Origin of the sequence: uncultured Rhodospira sp., assembly GCF_937138205.1 — a bacterium.
Lineage (GTDB): Bacteria > Pseudomonadota > Alphaproteobacteria > Rhodospirillales > Rhodospirillaceae > Rhodospira.
On the sequence record NZ_CAKZOT010000034.1, the window covers coordinates 18,255 to 40,220 of the forward strand.

General features: G+C 66.2%; 19 protein-coding genes, 1 pseudogene and 1 CRISPR repeat array. Of the genes and pseudogenes, 11 read left to right on the top strand and 9 right to left on the bottom strand.

The window, feature by feature from the left end:
• Positions 1-51 precede the first annotated feature (51 nt).
• Entirely contained in the window at positions 52-1,917 is a 1,866-nt protein-coding gene (dnaG, locus tag Q0309_RS03605) for a DNA primase (protein ID WP_299437538.1), read from the bottom strand.
• Between the two features lie 45 nt (positions 1,918-1,962).
• Entirely contained in the window at positions 1,963-2,427 is a 465-nt protein-coding gene (locus Q0309_RS03610; protein WP_299437540.1) for a GatB/YqeY domain-containing protein, read from the bottom strand.
• A 244-nt stretch (positions 2,428-2,671) separates the two neighbouring features.
• Between Q0309_RS03610 and carA the strand changes: the two genes are divergently transcribed.
• Together carA and Q0309_RS03620 are read left to right on the top strand one after the other, a co-directional pair.
• Entirely contained in the window at positions 2,672-3,856 is a 1,185-nt protein-coding gene (carA, locus tag Q0309_RS03615) for a glutamine-hydrolyzing carbamoyl-phosphate synthase small subunit (RefSeq protein WP_299437542.1), read from the top strand.
• A gap of 56 nt (positions 3,857-3,912) precedes the next feature.
• Positions 3,913-4,428 (top strand): prolyl-tRNA synthetase associated domain-containing protein, encoded by a 516-nt coding sequence (locus Q0309_RS03620; protein WP_299437544.1) that lies wholly within the window; start codon positions 3,913-3,915, stop codon positions 4,426-4,428.
• Between the two features lie 38 nt (positions 4,429-4,466).
• Here Q0309_RS03620 and paaK read toward each other — a convergent pair whose 3' ends face one another.
• Together paaK and Q0309_RS03630 are read right to left on the bottom strand one after the other, a co-directional pair.
• Positions 4,467-5,780 carry a phenylacetate--CoA ligase PaaK gene (paaK, locus tag Q0309_RS03625; protein ID WP_299437546.1) on the bottom strand — a complete coding sequence of 438 codons (1,314 nt, stop codon included), beginning with the start codon at positions 5,778-5,780 and terminating at the stop codon, positions 4,467-4,469.
• 216 nt (positions 5,781-5,996) lie between these two features.
• Positions 5,997-6,785, bottom strand: a complete 789-nt coding sequence (locus tag Q0309_RS03630; RefSeq protein ID WP_299437548.1) for a DUF2189 domain-containing protein — start codon at positions 6,783-6,785, stop codon at positions 5,997-5,999.
• Positions 6,786-6,957: 172 nt separating this feature from the next.
• On the opposite strand from Q0309_RS03630, the gene Q0309_RS03635 reads away from it, so the two are divergent.
• From Q0309_RS03635 to Q0309_RS03655, 5 genes are all read left to right on the top strand, one after another.
• Positions 6,958-7,236 carry a type II toxin-antitoxin system RelE/ParE family toxin gene (locus Q0309_RS03635; RefSeq protein WP_299437550.1) on the top strand — a complete coding sequence of 93 codons (279 nt, stop codon included), beginning with the start codon at positions 6,958-6,960 and terminating at the stop codon, positions 7,234-7,236.
• A gap of 11 nt (positions 7,237-7,247) precedes the next feature.
• Positions 7,248-7,538: a HigA family addiction module antitoxin gene (locus Q0309_RS03640; RefSeq protein ID WP_299437552.1), complete on the top strand. Its 291-nt coding sequence runs from the start codon at positions 7,248-7,250 to the stop codon at positions 7,536-7,538.
• Between the two features lie 242 nt (positions 7,539-7,780).
• A complete protein-coding gene (locus Q0309_RS03645) occupies positions 7,781-9,364 on the top strand; it encodes an ABC transporter substrate-binding protein (RefSeq protein ID WP_299437554.1) in 1,584 nt (527 codons plus the stop codon).
• Positions 9,365-9,471: 107 nt separating this feature from the next.
• The gene (locus tag Q0309_RS03650; RefSeq protein ID WP_299437556.1) at positions 9,472-10,461 is read left to right on the top strand and encodes an ABC transporter permease; all 990 of its coding nucleotides are present in this window, start codon (positions 9,472-9,474) and stop codon (positions 10,459-10,461) included.
• Positions 10,458-11,375, top strand: coding sequence for an ABC transporter permease (locus Q0309_RS03655; RefSeq protein WP_299437558.1), 918 nt, complete (start codon positions 10,458-10,460; stop codon positions 11,373-11,375). The genes Q0309_RS03650 and Q0309_RS03655 overlap by 4 nt, the downstream gene beginning before the upstream one ends.
• 163 nt (positions 11,376-11,538) lie before the next feature.
• Here the strand turns inward: Q0309_RS03655 and Q0309_RS03660 are convergent, their stop codons facing one another.
• Entirely contained in the window at positions 11,539-11,748 is a 210-nt protein-coding gene (locus Q0309_RS03660; protein ID WP_299437560.1) for a hypothetical protein, read from the bottom strand.
• Positions 11,749-11,928: 180 nt separating this feature from the next.
• Complete coding sequence (locus Q0309_RS03665) at positions 11,929-12,843, bottom strand: prephenate dehydratase (RefSeq protein ID WP_299437562.1); 915 nt, start codon at positions 12,841-12,843, stop codon at positions 11,929-11,931.
• A 383-nt stretch (positions 12,844-13,226) separates the two neighbouring features.
• Here Q0309_RS03665 and Q0309_RS03670 point away from each other — a divergent pair, with 383 nt between their 5' ends.
• Genes Q0309_RS03670 through Q0309_RS03685 form a run of 4 tightly spaced genes read left to right on the top strand, consistent with a single transcriptional unit; the run spans position 13,227 to position 17,404 of the window.
• Positions 13,227-14,237, top strand: a complete 1,011-nt coding sequence (locus Q0309_RS03670; RefSeq protein ID WP_299437564.1) for a zinc ABC transporter substrate-binding protein — start codon at positions 13,227-13,229, stop codon at positions 14,235-14,237.
• The gene (locus Q0309_RS03675) at positions 14,206-15,108 is read left to right on the top strand and encodes a metal ABC transporter ATP-binding protein (protein ID WP_299437566.1); all 903 of its coding nucleotides are present in this window, start codon (positions 14,206-14,208) and stop codon (positions 15,106-15,108) included. The genes Q0309_RS03670 and Q0309_RS03675 overlap by 32 nt, the downstream gene beginning before the upstream one ends.
• Positions 15,105-16,241, top strand: coding sequence for a metal ABC transporter permease (locus tag Q0309_RS03680; RefSeq protein ID WP_299437568.1), 1,137 nt, complete (start codon positions 15,105-15,107; stop codon positions 16,239-16,241). Before Q0309_RS03675 ends, Q0309_RS03680 begins: the two co-directional genes overlap by 4 nt.
• On the top strand, positions 16,241-17,404 hold the full coding sequence (locus Q0309_RS03685; protein ID WP_299437570.1) for a metal ABC transporter permease: 1,164 nt from the start codon (positions 16,241-16,243) through the stop codon (positions 17,402-17,404). Before Q0309_RS03680 ends, Q0309_RS03685 begins: the two co-directional genes overlap by 1 nt.
• Before the next feature lie 18 nt (positions 17,405-17,422).
• Here Q0309_RS03685 and Q0309_RS03690 read toward each other — a convergent pair whose 3' ends face one another.
• The 3 genes and pseudogenes from Q0309_RS03690 to Q0309_RS03700 form a co-directional block, all read right to left on the bottom strand.
• Positions 17,423-18,976 carry a CYTH and CHAD domain-containing protein gene (locus Q0309_RS03690; RefSeq protein WP_299437572.1) on the bottom strand — a complete coding sequence of 518 codons (1,554 nt, stop codon included), beginning with the start codon at positions 18,974-18,976 and terminating at the stop codon, positions 17,423-17,425.
• A gap of 357 nt (positions 18,977-19,333) precedes the next feature.
• Positions 19,334-19,630: pseudogene (locus tag Q0309_RS03695) on the bottom strand (zeta toxin family protein); the annotation flags it as partial.
• Between the two features lie 220 nt (positions 19,631-19,850).
• On the bottom strand, positions 19,851-20,108 hold the full coding sequence (locus Q0309_RS03700; RefSeq protein WP_299437574.1) for a hypothetical protein: 258 nt from the start codon (positions 20,106-20,108) through the stop codon (positions 19,851-19,853).
• 625 nt (positions 20,109-20,733) lie between these two features.
• A CRISPR array of direct repeats spans positions 20,734-21,948; the repeat unit is 36 nt; unit sequence ACTTCCGGGGCAGTCATGCCCCGGCCTCATTGAAGC.
• The last annotated feature ends 18 nt before the right edge of the window (positions 21,949-21,966 follow it).

Genomic DNA, 21,966 nt, shown 5'->3' on the forward strand with positions numbered 1-21,966 from the left:
GTCATGCCGGCGCGCCCCGCGCCAAATGTTGCCGTTCCGCCGGCTCCGCCGTCACGGGTCGGTCCCGCTGGGGCCGTTGCCGCCAATCTTCTCGCTGGATGGCCCGGCTTCCGGTGGCGTCACCAATCGATCGCGCGCCGCCCGAAGCGCGAGCAGTCGGGCCAGGGCATCGTCGGTCATCTCGTTGGCGAATCGCTCCTCCGCGGCGCGCAGGTCCGTCTCGATTGCGGCGCGACCGTGAAGCGCGAACAACTCTTCCCATCCTTGTAGCGCGACATCCGCGTCGGCGTCCGGCCGAACGGATTCCGGATGCAGCCGCGCGTCCGACACCAGAACGCGGTGGAGAACCGCCCCCAAACCAGCCGACCTGAGATGGTTCAGGATGTCGGTCCTGTCAAGCGGTTGCCCGTCCCGGAGTCGCGAATCGTATACAGAGAGCAGGGCGGTGCGGACATTCGACAACTGCGGATCGGAAAAATCCAGCGAGCCCAGCCGCTCGGCGGTGTGATCCAGCAGCGCCGGGTGGTTGAGAACCGTCGCCAGCAGCACCGCCTCCTGCAACCGTAGCGCCGGCAACGGGCCGGCCGGCCGGGCGGAGATGGGCGGCGCGCCCGGTGCGGCTGTCCACGGTCGGCGCCGGTCGCTCGTCTGCCCGCGCGCCGCCCGGACCTCCGCCCAGAACCGATCCCGCAGCGCGCCTTTGTACTGTTGCGCCACGGAGCGGTCCTCGATGGCCTGCACCGTACGGTCGATGTCGCGTTCGAGCGCGGCGCGGCGTTCCGGGGTGTCCATGCGGTGGCGCGCCCGCAGCGTCTGCCAGCACAGCTCGATCGTGGGCCGGGCACCGTCGAGCACCGCCCGCATGGCGCCCGGGCCGCGATCGCGGATCAGGTCGTCCGGGTCCAGACCCTCCGGCAGCAAGGCGAAGCGCAGGCTGCGCCCCGGCCCGAGCAGCGGCATGGCCCGCTCCAAGGCGCGGGTGGCCGCGCGTTGGCCGGCCGCGTCGCCGTCGAAGCACAGCACCGGCTCGGCGGCGTGGGTCCACAGCGTCTCGATCTGCCCCTCGGTCAGGGCCGTGCCCAGCGGAGCCACGGCCTGGGTGAAGCCGGCCGCCGCCAGGGCGATGACGTCCATGTAGCCTTCGGCGACGATGACCTCGCCGCTTTCGCGGATGGCCGCGCGCGCCTCGAACAGGCCATAGAGCGTGCGGCTCTTGTGAAACAGCGGTGTTTCAGGACCGTTCAGGTACTTGGGCTTGGCGTCGCCCAGCACCCGGCCGCCGAACGAGACCACCGTGCCCTTGCGATCGCGGATGGGGAAGATGACGCGGTCACGGAAAATGTCGTAGGGCGCCCGGCCATCGTCCGGCCGGCCGAGCAGCCCGGCCTCGACCAAGACGTCGTCGTCGACGCCCTCGCGCCGCAGGTGCGCGCGCACCGCGCCGCCAGGCGGCGCGTACCCAAGTCGGAACCGGCCGATGGTCTCGTCGTCAAGGCCGCGCCGATGCAGATACGCCAGCGCCTCGCGCCCCTCGGGCAGGCGCAGCCGTTGTTCGAAAAAGGCGCAAGCGGCCTCCACCACCTCGCCGAGGCTGGCGGCGCGGGCCTCCCGTGCGCGGGTGGCCGGGTCGGGCTTGGGCACCTCCAGGCCGGCCTCGGCGGCCAGGGCCTCGACGGCCTCCATGAACGACAGGCCGCCGGCGGCCATCTCGAACGATATGGCGTCGCCGTGGGCGCCGCAGCCGTAACAGTGATAATGATCGTCGTAGACGTGGAAGCTGGGCGTCTTTTCGTTGTGGAACGGGCAGCACGCCTTGTACTGGCGGCCGTTGCGGATCAACCGCACGCGCCGGCCGATTACCGTGGCGAGCGGGACGCGCGACTTGAGCTCTTCGAGAAACCGGTTCGGCAACGCCATGGCGTGGCTCCCGACCGAACGGGGCGGGTGAACGCCCGGAGGGTGTCAGGCCAATCGAGACTTGGCGGCGGCGCTGGCCTGGCCGAAGTCCATGCGCCCGGCGTAGCGCTCGCGCAAGGTCGACATGATGCGGCCCATGTCCTTCAGCCCGACGGTGCGATGGTCCTGGCCGGCGATTTCGCCGATCACCGAATCGACGGCCGAGACGATCTCGCGGGTGGTCATCTGATCCGGCAGGAACGACTGGATCACCTGAAGCTCCTCCTGCTCCTGCTCGGCCAGGTCCATCCGGCAGCCTTGCTCGAACAGGGCGATGCTTTCGCGGCGCTGCTTGATCATGGCCTGCATCATCTGCAGGATCTCCTGCTCGGAGACCGACTCGCCGCGTTCGCGCGCACAGAGGTCGCGGTCCCGAAGCGCCGCCAGGATCAGGCGGATGGTGCTGACGGCGCGCTGGTCCTTGTTGCGCACCGCCAGTTTCAGGTCCTCGTTGAGACGATCACGCAGCATACGGAGGCGGTCTCCCGACGTGGTCGGATTGTCGCGACCGGCGAGGCGGCCCGGTGCGTGCCCGAAAATGGGTTCGGCCGACGTAAGGACAATCCCGCCGGCTGTCAATTCGCCGTTTGGGGGGGTGGCATCGCATCGCGTCGCGGTGTGTTGACTTGGTGACGCCGATCCCCGTATCAACCGCCCCACCGGGACCCGGGCCACCGGGCCGCCCGTCGTGTTTTCTCCAGCCGGACAGTCACCCATGACCACGTCTCCCGCGCAAGACGACGGCCCCGCGCGGGGTCCCGCCGGCGCCACCGCCGCCCTTGTTCTGTCCGACGGCACGGTCCTGTGGGGGCAGGGGGTCGGGGCGGTCGGCGAGGCCGGCGGCGAGGTTGTCTTCAACACCGGTATGAGCGGATACCAGGAGGTGATGACCGATCCCTCCTACGCCGGCCAGATCATCACGTTTACCTTCCCGCATATCGGCAATGTCGGCGCCAACCCCGAGGACATCGAATCCCAGACGCCGGCCGCGCGCGGCTGTGTGTTGCGGGCCGACATCACCGAGCCCTCGAACTGGCGCGCGATCCAGCACCTCGACGCCTGGCTGAAGAGCCAGGGGCTGGTGGGGATGACCGGGGTGGACACCCGCCGCCTGACGCGGCGCATCCGCGATGCCGGGGCGCCCAACGGGGTGATCGTCCACGCCCCGGATGGGGTGTTCGACCTGGACGGGCTGAAGGCCCGGGCCGCCGGCTGGCCCAGCCTGGAGGGGCTGGATCTGGCCAAGGACGTCACCTGTGCCCAGACCTACGCCTGGGACGAGACGCGCTGGAGCCTTGCCCACGGGTACGGCACGCTCGATGCGCCCCGGTTCCACGTCGTCGCCGTGGACTACGGGGCCAAGCGGAACATCCTGCGCTCGCTGGCCTCGCACGGCTGCCGGGTGACGGTGGTGCCGGCCAGCACCGATTTCGAGTCCATCATGCGGCACCAGCCGGACGGCATCTTCCTGGCCAACGGCCCGGGCGATCCGGCGGCCACCGGCGCCTATGCCGTGCCCGTGGTGCAAAAACTGGTGGAGTCCGGCAAGCCGGTGTTCGGCATCTGCCTGGGGCACCAGATCCTGGCGCTGGCGCTGGGGGCGAAGACGTACAAGATGGACATCGGCCACCGGGGCGCCAACCACCCGGTCAAGGATCACACCACCGGCAAGGTGGAGATCACCAGCCAGAACCACGGCTTCGGCGTTGACCGGACGACCCTGCCGCCGGGGGTGGTGGAGACGCACACCTCGCTGTTCGACGGCTCGGTCGAGGGGCTGGCGGTGGAGGGCAAGCCGGTGTTCTCGGTGCAGTACCACCCGGAGGCCTCGCCGGGCCCGCAGGACAGCCAGTACCTGTTCGCCCGGTTCGTCAAGGCCATCGAGGACAGCAAGCCGTAAAGGCGGGAGCCTGTCATTGCGAGGCGCACGGCAAAGAAGCAATCCAGAGCGAAGCCATGACCCTTCCGGACTTCACCGCGCCGCTGTTCGCCCACTTCGACCGCCTGGGCATCGAGACCACCACGGTCGAGCATGATGCCGTGTTCACGGTCGAGGAGGCCAAGGCCACCTACGACGCGATCCCCGGGGTTCACTGCAAGAACCTGTTCATGAAGGACGCGAAAGGCGCGCTGGTCCTGGTGGTTTGCCCGCATGACCGGGAGATCGCGGCCAACCAACTGCACAAGCGCCTGGGCTGCAAGCGCCTGTCCTTCGGCAAGCCGGACCTGTTGATGGAGGTGCTGGGGGTAGAACCGGGCTCGGTGACGCCGTTCGCCCTGATCAACGACACCGACCGGCGCGTCACCGTGATCCTGGACGCCGACATGATGGCCGCCGAGGTCGCCAACTACCACCCGCTGGTGAACACGGCGACCACCTCGATCCGCACGGCCGACCTGCGCCGGTTCCTGGATGACCTGGGCCACGCGGTGCGGGTGGTGGATCTGGCGGCGCCGCAAGAAGACCAGTAGGGCGGGTTCGTGCCGCAAGCGCAACCCGCCGGGTGGCTTTACTCCTTCGGCCGCAGGTCGACCACCCGCTTGGCCTTGCCCATCGAGCGTTCGATGCCGCCGTCGTCGACCACCGTCACCGACGTGCTGACGCCGATGTACGACTTGATGTGGTGGCGCAGGTCGTTGGCGGCGCCGGCCCTGGCGCTTTCGTCCAACAGCCCCGGCCGGGCCTCGACCTTGATGGTCAGGTCGTCCAGGTGCTTTTCCCGACGCACCTCCAGCTGGTAGTGCGGGGACAGGCGGTGGTCGCGCAGGATCATTTCCTCGATCTGCGACGGGAAGACGTTGACGCCGCGAATGATCAGCATGTCGTCGGAGCGGCCGGTGACCTTCTCCATGCGCCGCATCGACCGCGCCGTGCCCGGCAGCAGGCGGGTCAGGTCGCGGGTGCGATAGCGGACGACCGGCATGGCCTCCTTGGTCAGGCTAGTGAACACCAACTCGCCCAGCTCGCCGTCCGGCAGAACCTCGCCGGTCTCGGGGTTGATGATCTCGGGATAGAAGTGGTCCTCCCAGATGTGCAGGCCGTCCTTGGTCTCGACGCACTCCTGGGCGACGCCCGGGCCGATCACCTCGGACAGGCCGTAGATGTCGATGGCGTCGATGTCCAGGCGGGTCTCCAGTTCCTCGCGCATCCGGTTGGTCCACGGCTCGGCGCCGAACACGCCCGCCCGCAGCGAGCACGCGCGCGGGTCCATGCCCTGGCGTTCCATCTCATCGGCGATCACCAGCATGTACGACGGCGTCACCATGATGATATCGGGCTCGAAGTCCTTGATGAGCTGCACCTGCCGTTCCGTCTGGCCGCCGGACATGGGGATGACGGTGGCGCCCAGGGATTCCGCGCCGTAGTGCGCGCCCAGGCCACCTGTGAACAGGCCGTAGCCGTAGGAGACCAGAACCCGGTCCATGTGGCGGCCGCCGGCGGCGCGCAGCGAGCGCGCCATCACGCTGGCCCACATGTCGATGTCGGCCTTTGTGTAGCCCACCACGGTCGGCTTGCCGGTGGTGCCGGAGGAGGCGTGGATGCGCACCACCTCGTTCATCGGCACGGCGAAGCTGCCGAACGGGTAGGTCTCGCGCAGGTCCTGCTTGGAGGTGAAGGGAAAGCGGGAGAGGTCGGAGAGGTCCTTGAAATCGCCCGGATGGACCCCGGCCGCGTCGCATTTCGCCCGGTAGTGCGGCACGTGCTCGTAGGCATGGCGCAGGCTCCAGGCCATGCGACGGGTCTGCACGGCGGCGATCTGGTCGCGCGTGGCGGTCTCGATGGGATCCAGTTCGTGTTCCAGCGGGCGCTTGGTCAGGTCCATGTGTCTCCTCCCCCGGGGGTTCCGGGGTGTTCCCCCCGGACCTTTTCAAAGTGTGCTTGATTGGCCGCTCGCGGCGTCCGGGTCAAGGGGGGAGGTTGAAGAGAACACGGGGGCGAGCGGGCGTCATGGGCCGACCCCGGGACCCCTCCGGTGAAACAAAAAAACGGCCGCGATGTCACGCGGCCGGTCTGGACGGCAGGAGCCGGTGGTCCGTCCCTAGATGCCGTGCGGCAGCAGCGCCCGATAGGCGTGCCAGGATGCATACCCGGCCAGCGGCACCGTGACCGCGAGGCCGATGAAGCCCGGGATCATGCCGGCGGCGGTGATGAAGGCGATGGTCGCGCCCCAGCCGATCATGACGCCGGGCTGACGGGCGATGGCCTCGATGCTGACCACCATGGCGTGGATGGGCTGGGTGCTGGGCTTGTCCACCAGCAGCGGGATGGACAGAGCGGCGAGGGCGAAGGCCACCGTCGCCATGACGGCGCCGACCAGCGACCCCGTGGTCAGGAACAACGCCGCTTGGGGGCTGATCAGCAGTTCGGCGGCGAAGTAGCCCATGGTCATCGGCTGGCCACCGTAGAACAGCGCGAAGATCAGCATGGCCAGCATGATCCAGGTCAGCATGACCAGGGTCAGCGCGACACCGACGATCGCCAGGCCGGGCAGGCTGGCAAGGCTGCGCCGGATTGCCACCGGCACCGAAATGGACTCGTCCCGCTCATGGGCGCGGCTGATGACGTGCAACGGCACCGCGAACATGGACCCGACCAGCATGTAGCCGCTGGCCAGTGGCAGCAGCGTTGCGCCAAAATCGGCAAACAGCAAAAGCCACACCAGCGCCCACGACAGAACAACGAAGACGCTGCCGTATACGAGGCTGGACACGGGAGCGCGGCGGACGTCGGCGAGCGCCTTCTTGATCCATTCGCCGGACTCGTCGACGGTGACGTCGGCCCACTGGGGCGGTGGGCCAGTCTGCAAATCAGCGGTCATCGTTCGCATGGTCGTCCCTCCCTGGTATCGTCGGGCGCACCTGCCTCCAACAGAAGGAGGATACACGAAGTATCCGACCAAAAAAATAGGAAATGATGTAATATTGTTGCCGCGTCGCCATCCCGACCGCCATCCCGAAAGACCGCATTGTAAACTGAGGGGTGACGGGTTACAATGCGGCATGATCGTCGGGATTCGGCACAAGGGCCTCAAACTGCTCTACGAGCAGGGGGATAGGCGAAAGATCTCCGCGGGCCACGTCGGGAAGATCGAGCGCATTCTGGCGCGCCTGGATCAGGCCGCCCGGCCGGAGGATATGGATCTGCCCGGGTTCCGGCTGCACCCGCTGAAAGGCGATCTTGCCGGAGTCTGGTCGGTCGGCGTTTCGGGCAACTGGCGCATCGTTTTTCGGTTCGACGGTGCCGACGTTTGCGATGTTGACCTGATCGACTACCACTAGGAGGCTCTGTCATGCCGATGAAAGAACCGCCGCATCCGGGGCTGTCGGTGCGCCACGACTGCCTGGAACCGCTCGGAATCAGCGTGACCGAAGCAGCCAGACGGCTGGGAGTCAGCCGCAAACAGCTTTCGGATGTGCTGAACGGTCATTCCGGTCTCTCCCCGGAAATGGCCATCCGCCTCGACAAGGCCTTCGGCGGTGGAGCGGAAACCTGGTACCGACTTCAGACCGCCTACGATATGGCGCGGGCCTTGAAGAAAGCCGACGCGATCAAGGTTGAGCGTGTCACGCGCGCCGCGTGAACCAGGAGGCGCCGTGGCGCTGTCCTTTTGGGGGCCCGATCAAACACCGCCCCGGCGACGATTCCCGTCGCCCGCGCCCATTGGCGTCTTTCGCGGCGCGCACGACCTGGTGTAGGAGAGATTGTGAATCGGGGAGGGACCGCCGTCGGCGCCATCAGACCGCACCGGTCAACGCGTGGGCTGGCGCGCGCGGCCGTTCCCGAAAACTTCACCCCCGGAATAGGCAAGGGAGTGACTCAGGTATGACGTTCCACTTCACAAAGGCTGCCGCCGTCGCGCTGATGGGCGTGGGGCTGGCCTTCGGTGCCCCGCTGGCCGGATCCGCGCCGGCCGAGGCCAAGACGCTGCGCATGGCCTATGACGCCGACCCGGTGTCGCTCGATCCGCACGAGCAGCTTTCGGGCGGCACCCTGCAGCTGTCGCACATGGTGTTCGACCCGCTGGTGCGCTTCACCAAAGAGCTGGAGTACGAGCCGCGCCTGGCCGAAAGCTGGGAGCAGATCGACGACCGCACCATGCGTTTCCACCTGCGCGAGGGCGTGACGTTCCACAGCGGCAACCCGTTCACGGCCGAGGATGTGGTCTTCACCGTCGAACGCCTGAAGGCAAGCCCGGACTTCAAGGGTCTGTTCGAGCCGTTCGTGGGGGCCGTGGCGGTCGACGACCACACCGTCGATCTGGTCACTAAGGAGCCGTATCCGCTGGTCCTGACCATGGCCACGTACATCTTCCCCATGGACAAGGCGTTCTACACCGGCACCGACGAGAACGGCCAACCCAAGGACGCCATCGTCAAGCACGGCAACACCTTCGCCTCGACCCATTCGTCGGGCACCGGGCCGTTCGCGGTGCGCTCGCGCGAGCAAGGCGTGCGCGTTGAGTTCGACCGCTTCGCCGACTATTGGGACACCGAGTCGCCGGGCAACGTCAGTGAGATCATCTTCACCCCGATCAAGGAAGCGCCGACGCGCGTCGCCTCGCTGCTGTCCGGCGGCGTCGACTTCATCGCCCCGGTGCCGCCGACCGATCTGGAGCGGCTGCGCAACGATGACTCGATCAACCTGGTGACCATGTCCGGCACGCGGATCATCACCTTCCAGATGAACCAGAAGCGGGTCGAGGCCTTCCAGGACCCCCGCGTGCGCCAGGCGATCGTCCATGCCGTCAACAACGAGGGCATCGTCGACAAGATCATGAAGGGCTTCGCCACCGCCGCCGCGCAGCAGAGCGCGCCCGGGCAGGCCGGTCACGTGCCCGAGCTTGAGCCGCGCTACGATCTGGAAAAGGCCAAGGCGCTGATGGAGGAGGCCGGCTACGCCGACGGCTTTACCATCAGCATGATGGCGCCCAACAACCGCTATGTGAACGACGCCAAGATCGCCGAGGCGGTGGCCGCCATGCTGGCCAAGATCAACATCAAGGTCGATCTGACCACCATGCCGAAGGCGCAGTACTGGCCGAAGTTCGATGAGCGCGCGGCCGACATGATGATGATCGGTTGGCACCCCGACACCGAGGATTCGGCGAACTACACCGAGTTCCTGCTGATGACACCGAATCCCGAGACCGGCTATGGTCAGTACAACTCGGGTAACTACTCCAACCCCAAGGTGGACGAACTGATCATTCAATCGCAGTCCATGATCGACCTCGAAGAACGCTCGGAGGTGCTGAAGCAGGTCGAGCGGATCCTGTACGAGGACGCCGCGTTCGTGCCGCTGCACTGGCAGAACCTGTCCTGGGCGGCGGCCAAGGGTGTCCACATCGAGGACGTCGTCAACGTGATGAACTTCCCCTACCTGGGCGATCTGGTCATCGACGAGTGATCCGCTGACCCTTTGCGTCGTCATTGCGAGCCCTCGCCGTCAGGCGAGGGCTTCGCGTCTCGCGTTTCGTTCCTCTGATCCCTGACCTCTGACTCCTGGTTCCGCCCATGGCCTTTGTTGCCTTTTTCGTCAAACGCCTGCTTCAGGCCGTCCTGGTGATGTTCGTCATCAGCGTTATCGGCTTTTCCATCCAGGACAATCTGGGCGACCCGCTGCGGGAGCTGGTCGGGCAGTCCGTGTCGGAGGCCGAACGTCAGGCCCTGCGCGACAAACTCGGCCTGAACGACCCGTTTCTGGTGCAGTACTGGCGCTTCCTGGGTGATGCCGTGCAGGGCGATCTGGGCCAGTCGTACTTCTTCAAGCGTCCGGCCCTGGACGTGATCGCCGACAAGCTGCCGGCCACGATCGACCTGGTGCTGGGCGCGACCCTGATCATCGTTCTGATTTCGGTGCCCGTGGGGATTTACTGTGCCATCCGGCCCAAGGACTTAATGGCGCGCGTGGTCATGGGCGCCAGCATCGTCGGCATTTCCATCCCCGTGTTCCTGACCGCGATCTTCCTGATCTACGTCTTCTCGGTGAACCTGGGCTGGCTGGCCTCGTTTGGGCGCGGCGAGGACCTGGTTGAAATCGCGCCCGGGTGGGAGACCGGTTTTCTCTCATGGGGCGGCCTCGCGCACCTGATCCTGCCCAGCATTGCCCTGTCGTCGATCATGCTGCCGCTGTTCATCCGCCTGATCCGCTCGGAGATGATGGAGGTGCTGGAACAGGACTACATCCGCTTCGCCTGGGCCAAGGGGCTGGCGCCGCGCCGGGTGTGGTTCCTGCACGCCTTCAAGAACACGCTGCTGCCGGTGATCACTGTCGGCGGCGTGCAGATCGGCACCATGCTGGCCTACACCATCCTGACCGAGTCCGTGTTCCAGTGGCCGGGCCTGGGCTTCATGTTCATCGAGGCCGTCACCCGCGTCGATACGCCGCTGATCATCGCCTACATCATTGTCGTGGGGCTCATTTTCGTGGTCACCAACACCGTCGTCGACCTGATCTACACGCTGGTCAACCCGACCGTGCGCATGGTGGGGCGCCAGACATGAGCCGCGTCGCCGTCTTCCTGGGATCGGATTTCCTCTACCGCCTGCGCACCGACCCGGTGGCCGTCGGTGCCTTGAGTGTCGTGACGCTGTTCGTGCTGGCGGCCGTGTTCGCGCCGTGGCTGTCGGTGATGAACCCGCACGATCCGGCGCAGATCGACATCATGAATTCCGAGATGCCGCCGGTCTGGCAGGACGGCGGCGAGGCCCCGTTCCTGTTCGGCACCGATGCCCAGGGCCGCGACCTGTGGAGCGCCATCCTCTACGGGCTGCGCATCTCCATCACCATCGGCGTGTTCGCGGTGCTGGTGCAGATGGTGCTGGGGATCACCATCGGCCTGCTGTCCGGCTACCTGGGCGGCAAGGTGGATGCCTTCTTCATGCGTCTGGCGGACATCCAGCTCGCCATGTCGACGCTCATGCTGGCCATTGTCGCCCTGGCCGTGTTCCAGGCGGCCTTTGGCGCCGAGTTGTTCGAGGACCTGGCCATCGTCATGCTGGTCCTGGTCATCGGCTTCGCCGAGTGGCCACAGTACGCCCGCACCATCCGCGCCTCGGTGCTGGCCGAGCGCAAGAAGGAGTACGTGGACGCCGCCCGCGTCATCGGCCTGTCGGCGCCGGTGATCATGGTGCGTCACATCCTGCCGAACACGCTGTCGCCGCTGCTGGTGATTTCAACGGTGCAGGTGGCCAACGCCATCATCAGCGAGGCGGCGCTGTCCTTCCTGGGCCTGGGGATGCCGGTGACCAAGCCGTCGCTGGGGTCGCTGATCAGCGCCGGGTTCGAGTACATCTTCAGCGGCGCGTGGTGGATCACCACCATCCCGGCCATCGTGCTGATCGTGCTGATCCTGGCGATCAACCTGCTGGGCGACTGGCTGCGCGACGTTCTGAACCCAAGGCTGTACAAGGGATAGGCTGAGGGGCCTCAGGTCGCTGCCTCAGGTGGGGGGCGCGTCCAGTCGGTCGTCGTCGGACAGGTGCTCCGGATCGCCGATCCGATCTAGAACGGCCAGGGCGACATCGACATCGGCTCCGGCCGCGCGTTCTCGAAAGAACCGGATGACGTCGTCGCTTGCCTCACGCGACGTCGTGGGCGCGGCCTCTGCTTTTCCTGTCCGTTTTCTTTTTCGCCCCAAGGTTCGCCTCCCCCGACCAAAAGCCGAGTTTTTTTTGTTCGGCTAGCGTGAGGACAGCTTTTGGCGGGAACTTCGCGGCGGACTCCATGCTCTTGTCAAAGATATCCCGACTGAACAAACCCTTGGAGTCTGGCTTCAGATTCGGTGTCATTCTTTCGACTCCGCTGGAGCCTTCTGCGCGTGCTGTGTCCGAGCCGTTTCCATCACCTTAACGAGATGGAGGTCAGACGTGGACTCTTCGCCATGTTCGTTGAGCCGATATGCTCGGCAACGGCGCAACGAGAGGGCCACAACCCATTATGGTGTGTCAAGTCCCCTTTGGCCCGCCGCCTTACGGCCACGTCCTGCGCTCGGCCTCCAGGGCGCGGCGGCGGGCCTCGAAGCGGTACGGGTGCGCCGGATAGACCCCCAGGATCGACACCTCGTGCGTGAAGAAGCGCAGTTCTTCCAGCGCATAGGCCACCGGGCGGTCGTCCGGCCGGCCCTCGACCTCGGCGTAGAACTGGGCGGCGACGAAGGTGCCGCCGACCTGATAGCTCTCCAGCTTGGTCATGTTCACACCGTTGGTGGCGAACCCGCCCAGCGCCTTGTACAGCGCCGCCGGCACGTTGCGCACGCGGAAGACGAACGAGGTCACGGCCTCGACGTCCGGCCGGGGCGAGACCGGCTCGCGCGCCATGACGATGAAGCGGGTCGTGTTGTGGTCCTCGTCCTCGATGTTGGCGCGCAGGGACTCCAGGCCGTAGATCTCGGCCGATAGGGCCGAGCCGATGGCCGCCACGCTCTTGTCGCCGCGCGCCGCCACGTCGCGCGCCGCGCCGGCGGTGTCGGCGGTGACCACCGGCGTCAGCCCCAGTTCACGCAACAACCGCCGGCACTGTGACAGCGCGTGGACGTGGCTTTCGACGGTGCGCAGGTCCTCCACCGAGGCCCCCGGCACCGCCAGCAGGTGGTGGTTCACGCGCAGGAAGTGCTCGGCGACGATGTGCAGCCCCGAGCCTGGCAGCAGGTGGTGGATGTCGGCCACCCGCCCGGCCACCGAGTTGTCGATGGGGATCATGGCGTACAGCGCCTTGCCGTCGCGCACGGCGGCCATCACGTCCTCGAACGCCGCGCGTGACAACGGTTCCATGTCCGGGTACGCCGCCAGGCAACAGGCGTGGGAGTAGGCCCCCGGGAATCCCTGGAAGGCGATGATCGGTTTCGGCGGCGTGGCGGGGGCGGCGTCGGGGGACGGCTCGGACATGGCGTGGGCTCTGCGGGTCGGGGCGGAGTGGGGCGCCGGTGGGATGGGCGCCGCAACGAGAAGCCTGCCTAGACCGCGCCCCTCGCGGCGTCAAGTATGCGCCCCGAGGGCCAGAGGTTCTCATTTTGGACAGAGCCGCTCGCGACGATGCATCGGCTCAACGGTCGGGCCGCGCCGCGGCGGGCCCCCCCCCCCCTTGCAACCGCCGCTCTCATGTCGGGGTTGTGGACGGCTGCGTTGCGACCGATCATCCCGGCAGGTCACGTGCGGCAGCAACGCCGGTGCGGATTGGCTCTTGACCTGGCCAAGATACAGGCTATGGTGTGAAAAAAATGAAAATAAGAAGCATTCGCAACTTTGGCTATAACAAGGAGGCCTCAGGCATGGGACGCGCATGGACAGGGGTGGCGGTGTTCGGGATTCTCGTCCCCTTGGTGGCGGGCGGCGAGGCGGCGCGGGCGGACACCACGCCCATCGACGCCGTGGCCACCATCGGCATGATCGGGGATGTGGTCGCCAACGTGGGCGGCGCCTGCGTCGAGACCACGACCATCATGGGGCCGGGGGTGGACCCGCACCTCTACCAGGCCAGTGCCGGCGACGTTCGCAGGTTCCAGGCCGCCGACGTGATCTTTTACGCCGGCTATGCGTTGGAAGGGCAGTTGGGCAACGTCCTGGACCGCTTCTCGCGGATGAAGCCGACCCATGCGGTCGCGCCTGAGTCCATCGAGGAGGCCGACCTGATCACGGTCGAGGGCGACTATGGCTATGATCCGCACCTGTGGATGGATGTCAGTCTCTGGAGGCAAACCGTGCCAACCATCCAATCCGCCCTGGCCGATGTGCGTCCGGACTGCGCCGAGGCGATGCAGGCCAACGGCGAGCGGTACAGGGATCAGCTCGCCGCGCTGCATGACTGGGTGGCGGACGCCGTGGCCTCCATCCCGGAACGGCAGCGCGTACTTGTCACCGCCCATGACGCCTTCGGCTACTACGGCCGTGCCTACGGGATCGACGTGATCGGGGTCCAGGGCATCAGCACCGAATCGGAGGCCGGCATCGCCGACATTCGTCACATGGCTGAGGTGGTGGCCGAGCGGCGGGTGCCGGCCGTGTTCGTCGAAAGTACCATCAACCCCCGCACCATCCAGGCGGTGACCGATGCCACGCGCCAGCATGGCCATACGGTCAGGATCGGCGGCGAACTCTATTCCGACGCCATGGGCGAGGCGGGCACGGTGGGCGGCACCTATATCGGCATGATCCATGAGAACACCGTCGCCATCGTGGAGGCCCTGGGCGGCACTCTGCCGCCGCTGCCCGAGGCCCTTCACGGCTGGGCGCAGACATGGGAGATCCCCATTGCGAACCCCGAATCCCAGCCCGGCGAGTGACATCGCCGGCGAGCGCCACGCGGACCGCTGGACGCCGGATCTCGGCGCCGGCGTGTTCGACCGGCGAACCGACCGCCTGCCCACCACGGACGGGCTGCACGAGCCGGACCTGGCGCTGCACGTCGAGGACCTGACGGTCAGCTACTACGGCGACCCGGTGCTGTGGGATATCGACCTGAACGTCCCCCCGGGCGTCATGTGCGCCATCGTCGGCCCCAACGGCGCCGGCAAGAGCACGCTGATCAAGACCATCCTCGGTCTGGTCAGGGCGGCGGCCGGGCACGTCACCATCCACGGCCGCCCCTACAAGGCGCAACGCCGCCGCGTCGGGTACGTGCCTCAGCGCTCCACCGTCGATTGGGACTTCCCCACCACGGTGGCGGACGTGGTGACCATGGGTCTGTACGGCCACCTCGGCTGGTTCCGCCGGCCCGGCCGCAAGGAGCACCAGCGCGCGCTGGAGGCGTTGGAGCTGGTCGGAATGCATGGCTTCGCCGAGCGCCAGATCAGCCAGCTCTCGGGCGGTCAGCAGCAACGGGTGTTCCTGGCCCGCGCCCTGGTGCAACAGGCCGACGTGTACTTTCTCGACGAACCCATGGCCGGCGTCGATGCCACCACCGAACGCGCCATCGTCGACATCCTGCGCCGGCTGCGCGACCAGGGGAAGACGGTGATCGTCGTCCACCACGACCTGCAAACCGTGCGCAGCTATTTCGACTGGCTGTTGGTTCTCAACGTGCGGGTGATCGCCCAGGGACCGGTCAGCGAGGTCTACACCGCCGAGACCTTGCGCAAGGCCTATGGGGGGCAGATCGCGCTGCTGGAGCCGGACGCCGTCTCGGCCGCCCCGGGGCAAGAGGCCCGCTCATGAGTCTGCTCGACCTGCTGACCGACTACACCATCCAGACGGTGGCGTTGGGGGCGTGCCTGCTGGGGGTCATCAGCGGCCTGCTCGGCGGCTTCGCCGTGCTGCGCCGGCAGAGCCTGCTGGGGGACGCGCTATCCCACGCCGCGCTGCCGGGCATCTGCCTCGGCTTCATCATCGCCGGCACGCGCGAGCTGGGCAGCATCCTGCTGGGCGCGCTCTCGACCGGCGTGCTGGCGGCGCTGGTGATGCTGCTCTTGACGCGCCGCAGCCGGCTGAAAACCGACGCCGGGCTGGGCATCACGCTCAGCGTCTTTTTCGCCGTCGGCATCGTGCTCTTGACCTACATCCAGGGAACCGGCAACGCCGCCCAGGCCGGCCTGGATTCGTTCCTGTTCGGGCAGGCGGCCTCGCTGCTGCGCAGTGACGTGTGGGTGATGGGCGGTGTGACCGTGGTGGCCGTGGTCATCGTCCTGGCGTTCTGGAAGGAGTTCAAGCTGGTCTCGTTCGATCCGTTGTTCGCGGCGTCGCTCGGGCTGCCGGTGGTGGTCCTGGAGGTGGCCCTGACGATCATGATCGCCCTGGCCGTCGTGGTCGGCCTGCAAATGGTTGGCGTGGTGCTGATGGCGGCCATGATCATCGCCCCGGCCACGGCCGCGCGGCAGTGGACCCGGCGGTTGGAAGGGATGGTGCTGCTGTCGATCGCGTTCGGCGTCGCCGGCGGCCTGGCCGGGTCGCTGATCAGCGCCACCAGCCGGGGCTTGGCCACGGGTCCGCTCATCATCCTCAGCGTCTCGGCGATCGTGCTGGTGTCCCTGGTGCTGGCGCCCGAACGGGGCGTTCTGTGGGCGCACCTGCGCCACCGGCGCAACCAGCGCCAGATGCGCGGCGCCCAGGTTCTGGAGACGCTGTATCGCCTGGCGGATCATCACGACGACCCGCGCTACCCGGCGGAACAGGGCATGGTGGACGCCTATCACGGCTTCGCCACGCGGCAGGCCCTGACCCGGCTGGAGGGGCGCGGCCTGGTGGAGCCGGTCCGGCACGAGCCCGAAACCACGCCGCACTGGGCGCTCACGCCCGCCGGACTGGCCGAGGCCGAGCGGCAGGCGGGCGCGGCAACGCGGGAGGCCGTGTGATGCTCGAGGCGTTCTTCAACAATCCTGCGGCGATGATCATCGCCACGGGGGTCCTGGTGGGGCTGGCGGCGACGCTGGTCGGCACCTTCCTTGTGCTGCGCGGCAACAGCATGGTGTCGGACGCCATCAGCCATTCGATCGTCTTCGGCATCGTGATCGTGTGGATGATCACGCGCGAGCAAAGCGGGCCGGTGCAGATTGTCGGCGCCGCCTTGACCGGGGTGTTGACGGTGGTCCTGATCGAACTGCTGGTGAGCACCCGGCGCGTCAAGCACGACGCCGCCATCGGCCTCGTCTTCCCGGTGCTGTTCTCCATCGGCGTTCTGTTGCTGAACATCTATGCCCGCGACGTGCACATCGACCAGCACACGGTGCTATTGGGCGAGATCGGCTTCGTCTGGCTGGATACGGTGGACATCGCGGGCTACGCCGTGCCGCAGGCGCTGCTGGCCATGAGCGCCATGACGCTGATCAACCTGCTGTTCGTCGCCGTGTTCTACAAGGAACTGAAGCTGTCGAGCTTCGATACCGCCCTGGCGAAGGCGTTGGGCTTCGCGCCGGGTGTGCTGTTCTACGCGCTGTTGAGCCTGACCAGCGCCACCGCCGTTGCCGCCTTTGACGCCGTCGGCGTGATCCTGTTCGTCGCCTTCGTCATCGTGCCGCCGTCGGCGGCCTACCTGCTGACCGATCGCCTGTCGCGGATGCTGGTGTTCGGGGCCGCCATCTCCGTGGCGTCGACGGTGTCGGGGTATGTCCTCGCGGTCGCGTTCGACGTGTCCATCGGCGGCATGATGGCGTCGATGACGGGGGCTTTCCTGATGCTGGCGTTTCTGTTCGGGCCGCGCCATGGCCTGATCGCGCAGGAACTGCGGCGGCGCGGCCAGCGCCGGGCCAACGAATGCCGCACCCTGACCGTCCACCTGTGCAACCACGAGGGCGAGCAGGGCCAGCACGAGGAAAGCACCGTCCAGGCGTTGCGCGAACACCTGCTGTGGGACGACCGGAAGGCGCGCCACGTGATCGCAAGGGGGCGCGAACAAGGCCTGATCGTGCAACGGGACGAGATGCTGCACTTGACCGAGAAAGGCCGGTCGGCGGCGTTGGAGATCCTGGAGCCCTGGCGCCAGAAGGACCCGCGCGCGAACGCCGTTCCGGCGGCGTAAGGGACGCTGCCGCCGGTGCTATTTCCAGTACCCGGCCTTGTGGCGGACGCGTGCCAGGGTCTCGGCGGCGTCGGCCAGCCTGTCGGCGGCGTCGCGCCGGTGCCAGCCGGCCACCAGCCCCGCCGCCCAGGCCCGTTCCGTCGCCGCCGCGATGTCGTCGCCGGTCCGCTGCTCGGCCAGGGTGTCGTGCAGGACGGCGGTGGCCACGGCGACGTCGTTCAGCGCCCCCAGTTCGTCCTGCAGGTCGGACAGAGCGCCCAGCAGCCCCTTGACGGCCTTTCGGTTGAACAGACTGGCGAAGAACTCGGCCGTGTAGCGCAGTTTCTTGACCTGAATCCGCAGCCGGTGGCGCTTGGCCTCGGACAGGCGATCGAACCGCCGCGCCGGCTTGGCCACCTTGCGCCAGCGCCGCGCAAGCATGGCGCGGGCGAAGTCGGTGACCGGGGCATCGCGGCCCGGCCGGTCCGCCGCCGTCAGCCAATCCCCGCCCTCGATCCACGCGCCGATCCGCAGCAGCAGGCGGGCGAAGCGCGGATCGGCCACCGCCGCGACCGCGTCCTCGATGCGCGCGTCGCGGCGGTCGGCGAACAGGCGGCGCAGGCTGTCCAGGCCGCTGTCGCCGCGAAAGCAGGTGCGCACCGGGTCCAGGATGTCGGTGAGGAAAACATCGGCATCGCGCGCCGGCCCGAGCGCGCCCATCAGCCAGCGCAACTCGGTCTTCACGGCCTCAAGGTCCGGACCCGCCACCAAGGCCCGAAAGGTCGTCATCGCCGAGCGCAACCGGCGGGTCGCCACCCGCATCTGGTGGACCGCCTCGCCGTCGCGGCCGTCCAGCAGGGGGCGCGCGTTGGCGTCGATCTGCGCCAGGCAGCCGGAGGCGATGGCCTGGAACGCCTCGGCCACCGTCATTTCCGGCGACAGGTCGGGTGCCTTGCCCTTGACCGGCGTCGGCGCGGCCGCGCCGACGGTCAGGTCGTGCCCGCGCGCGGCCTTGCTCTGGGACTCCAGGCGCACCGGCACCGCCTCGGCAATGCGCAGCGCCAGCGCGTACAGGTCGGCGGGCGTTCCCTCGGCCAGTTCCAGTTCGACTTCGTGGATTGGCAGCGCGCGCCCGTCGCCGCGCACGGTGCCCCGGTCCAGAGCCAACAGTACGCGCGACGATCCGTTCGAGATCGGCACTTCCGTGCGGCGGATCTCGGTGCTGAACCGGGGGCGCAGGGCCGCGTCCGTCACCCCGGCCAGGGCCGCGTCGAGCCCGGCGGCGCGGGGCTTGTCCAGGGTGGGGTTCGCGCCGGCGATCTCCTCTTCCCATTCCAGCCGCCGAAACACGCCGGCCTCGTCGCGCCCGCCCGCCTTGACCGTCTGCACCCAGCGGCCCTCGACACGGCGCAGGCGAACGGTGACGCCGCGTTTCCACAGGCGCCCGTCGTCGGTGTCGTAGTAGACGCTGTCGAGCACACGGGTTCTGGACCGCCCTTGCCGCTCCGTCCGCAACCAGGGCAGACGGGCGACCTGGAGAAGGCCGTCCTCACTTACGGCCAGCTTGAGTTCGGTCTCCGTGGCGATCGTCATGGGCGCGCGGGTCCCTTTCGTCCCTGGGGTCGGTGAACCGGGGCCTGTCCGGCCGCCCCGGGGGCTGGCCGACGGTCGCCGTGTGTTTCAAATTCGTGACAAGCCCCTTTATGGCAGATGATCCCCGGATAGGTCCAGGGCATTGCCGCGTCGGCCTGGGCGAAAGAAGAAAATCGCGCCCAGACAGTCGTCGTAATTGCGTATTGGGTTTGCCGTCCCTTATCTGCACCCGAGGTTAGCGCTGTACTTATCAATAACCCGTTTTGACCAAGAAATCAGATTTTCTTCTAAAACAAAAAATTTTGGGCTTGATTTTTCCCGGCTTTAAGTAGTATTGAGTTGAGCGAATATTTTGGGTCAGTCGGCTCCAAAGCCACTGTTGTCGTACAACGTTACGTGATTTGCGTGAAAACAAGCGGAAACGACATTTTCCATGGATCGATAATAGCGCTTGACGATTTTTTCTGTAGGAACGCTATGGCCACCGTTCCGAACACGATATTGCACCCGTTCAATATTGATTTTGGGATTCTCGGTCCCAACAAAATATAACTCGACAAAATAACCGCGATCTCGGGCGTCCTTTATCATGTCTATCTTGCTTGGGTGGGATAGAACTGTCTCAAAACAAAAAGAAACTTTAAGGCTCATGTAATAACGTCTCTGGCGTTCGGCCTCGAAAAAGGCCTCCTGCTCGCGCTATAGTTGCGCTAGGTGCTTGTGGTCGGGATCACCTTTTAACTCTCTCGCAATATCATCAGCATTTATGTAATTCGGAATTTTCTTGTGCAGTGAAAATGCTTTGTAGATCGAAGTTTTTCCGGAGCCGTTGGGGCCAGCAAAAATCGTAAGAACAGGCCTGCCAACCATAATTTCAGGCGCCAACCTTTTGTAAGGACTGTTTAATTGCAACAGTCTCGCTTGATGGTTCGGCGCCTTCTTTGCCTAAATTTTGCGGTTCATAGTAAAAAATCTTACTTCCATTCCATATAGGCAAACAATTACTCCCCTTGGCTGCTTCAGCCTTAACAACTGCGTGCACACTCCGCAACGCTTTCTGGCGATCTCTTTTTGGAAGTCGCGACAAACCATCATACTGCGTATCGTCAGGTTCTTTAAGCGTTCGCGCCATATGCAGCTCCGCAAAACACAGGACTGTCGATAAGTATGATGGGAACGCATGATTATGCACACGGTTCACCCAACAGAAACCCTAAAAAAGCAATTCAGAAACGATGTTACAAGATCTCTTGCTCAGTTAAACATATGTTGCAAGCCCTGCGAATGCGCTGCGCACTCCTGCGTGAACTCACCAAGCATCAAAGGGCGACTGAAGCAACCTTGAGGCAGTGTGACAGAAAAGCGCACCTTTTAGAAGCGGCTCGGACTCCGGTATCCCGCCAACCCTCCATAGGTTCCGTAGGGTGCGTTCGACCGGCGCGCCTCGCAAGAGCGCGGCGGGCAACGCACCGTTGACCGCGCGCCAGGCGCGAGAACCGGTTCCAGCCGCACCGCCAATCGGTTAGTCTCTGTGGGGTTCCAGCTCTGGCCCCAATCGCCGAGCCCGCGCGAGCGCTGCTGCGGCGCGCGCGACTCGCGGAGCGCTCGAAACGCTGTTTGATATGGTGAATCAAAGAGTTGGCAAAAACCGGTCGGCGCCGGCAACCGCTCCGACACGGTGCTAAATGAGCGACTCTTGCCAGCGCTCGAAAAATCGGCGAAACTCCATGGCGGATCAGGCCCCTGCGGGGCGGGCTACTTCCGGGGCAGTCATGCCCCGGCCTCATTGAAGCATCCATGTAGCGGCACAGGCGTTCGTAACTGTCGAACTTCCGGGGCAGTCATGCCCCGGCCTCATTGAAGCGGACAAGGTGCCGCGCCCTGGCGGCAAGGGTGGTGCCACTTCCGGGGCAGTCATGCCCCGGCCTCATTGAAGCAGTGTAGAAGTCGGCCCCGCTGTCGAAGCTGGTCGCGCACTTCCGGGGCAGTCATGCCCCGGCCTCATTGAAGCAGGTTCGCGAATGGCGCCGCCACCCGATCGGCAATGCCGTACTTCCGGGGCAGTCATGCCCCGGCCTCATTGAAGCGCCAAGGACATCCGGTCCTCTGTCTGTATCATTGCGTACTTCCGGGGCAGTCATGCCCCGGCCTCATTGAAGCGGCCATGCCCCGCAGCGACCCGACCGCGACGCCAAGACCACTTCCGGGGCAGTCATGCCCCGGCCTCATTGAAGCATCGACGACATCGCCATGGATCAGGACTCCTTCTTCTTGACTTCCGGGGCAGTCATGCCCCGGCCTCATTGAAGCATCTCGCGGGCAAAACAAAGGAACGCACCTACGGCCGCACTTCCGGGGCAGTCATGCCCCGGCCTCATTGAAGCCTACCGCTGCACCCGAGGGCGCACCAATCGGCCCCGTGGACTTCCGGGGCAGTCATGCCCCGGCCTCATTGAAGCCAACAGGGTGTGCGAAAGGGTGGCGCATGGAAACGGAATACTTCCGGGGCAGTCATGCCCCGGCCTCATTGAAGCATCAGCGCGCGCATTGTCCGCTGCCTGTTCGGCGTCGACTTCCGGGGCAGTCATGCCCCGGCCTCATTGAAGCCCCCCGGCCATCGCACGGGCTAGGGTGTCGATGACACTTCCGGGGCAGTCATGCCCCGGCCTCATTGAAGCGGCATTCCGGTAGACGACATCACCAAGGACCAGAGAACTTCCGGGGCAGTCATGCCCCGGCCTCATTGAAGCTCCGGGCGCGCGGACACAGACAGAGCCGGCGATGTGAACATACTTCCGGGGCAGTCATGCCCCGGCCTCATTGAAGCTGGAAATGGACCATGATGTCCCAGTCCCCACGACGTACTTCCGGGGCAGTCATGCCCCGGCCTCATTGAAGCCCGGGCGGACTCCTCGGCTTGGACGGCCCTGCGCCACACTTCCGGGGCAGTCATGCCCCGGCCTCCCGCGCGCAACCCAAGGCGGGCGCCA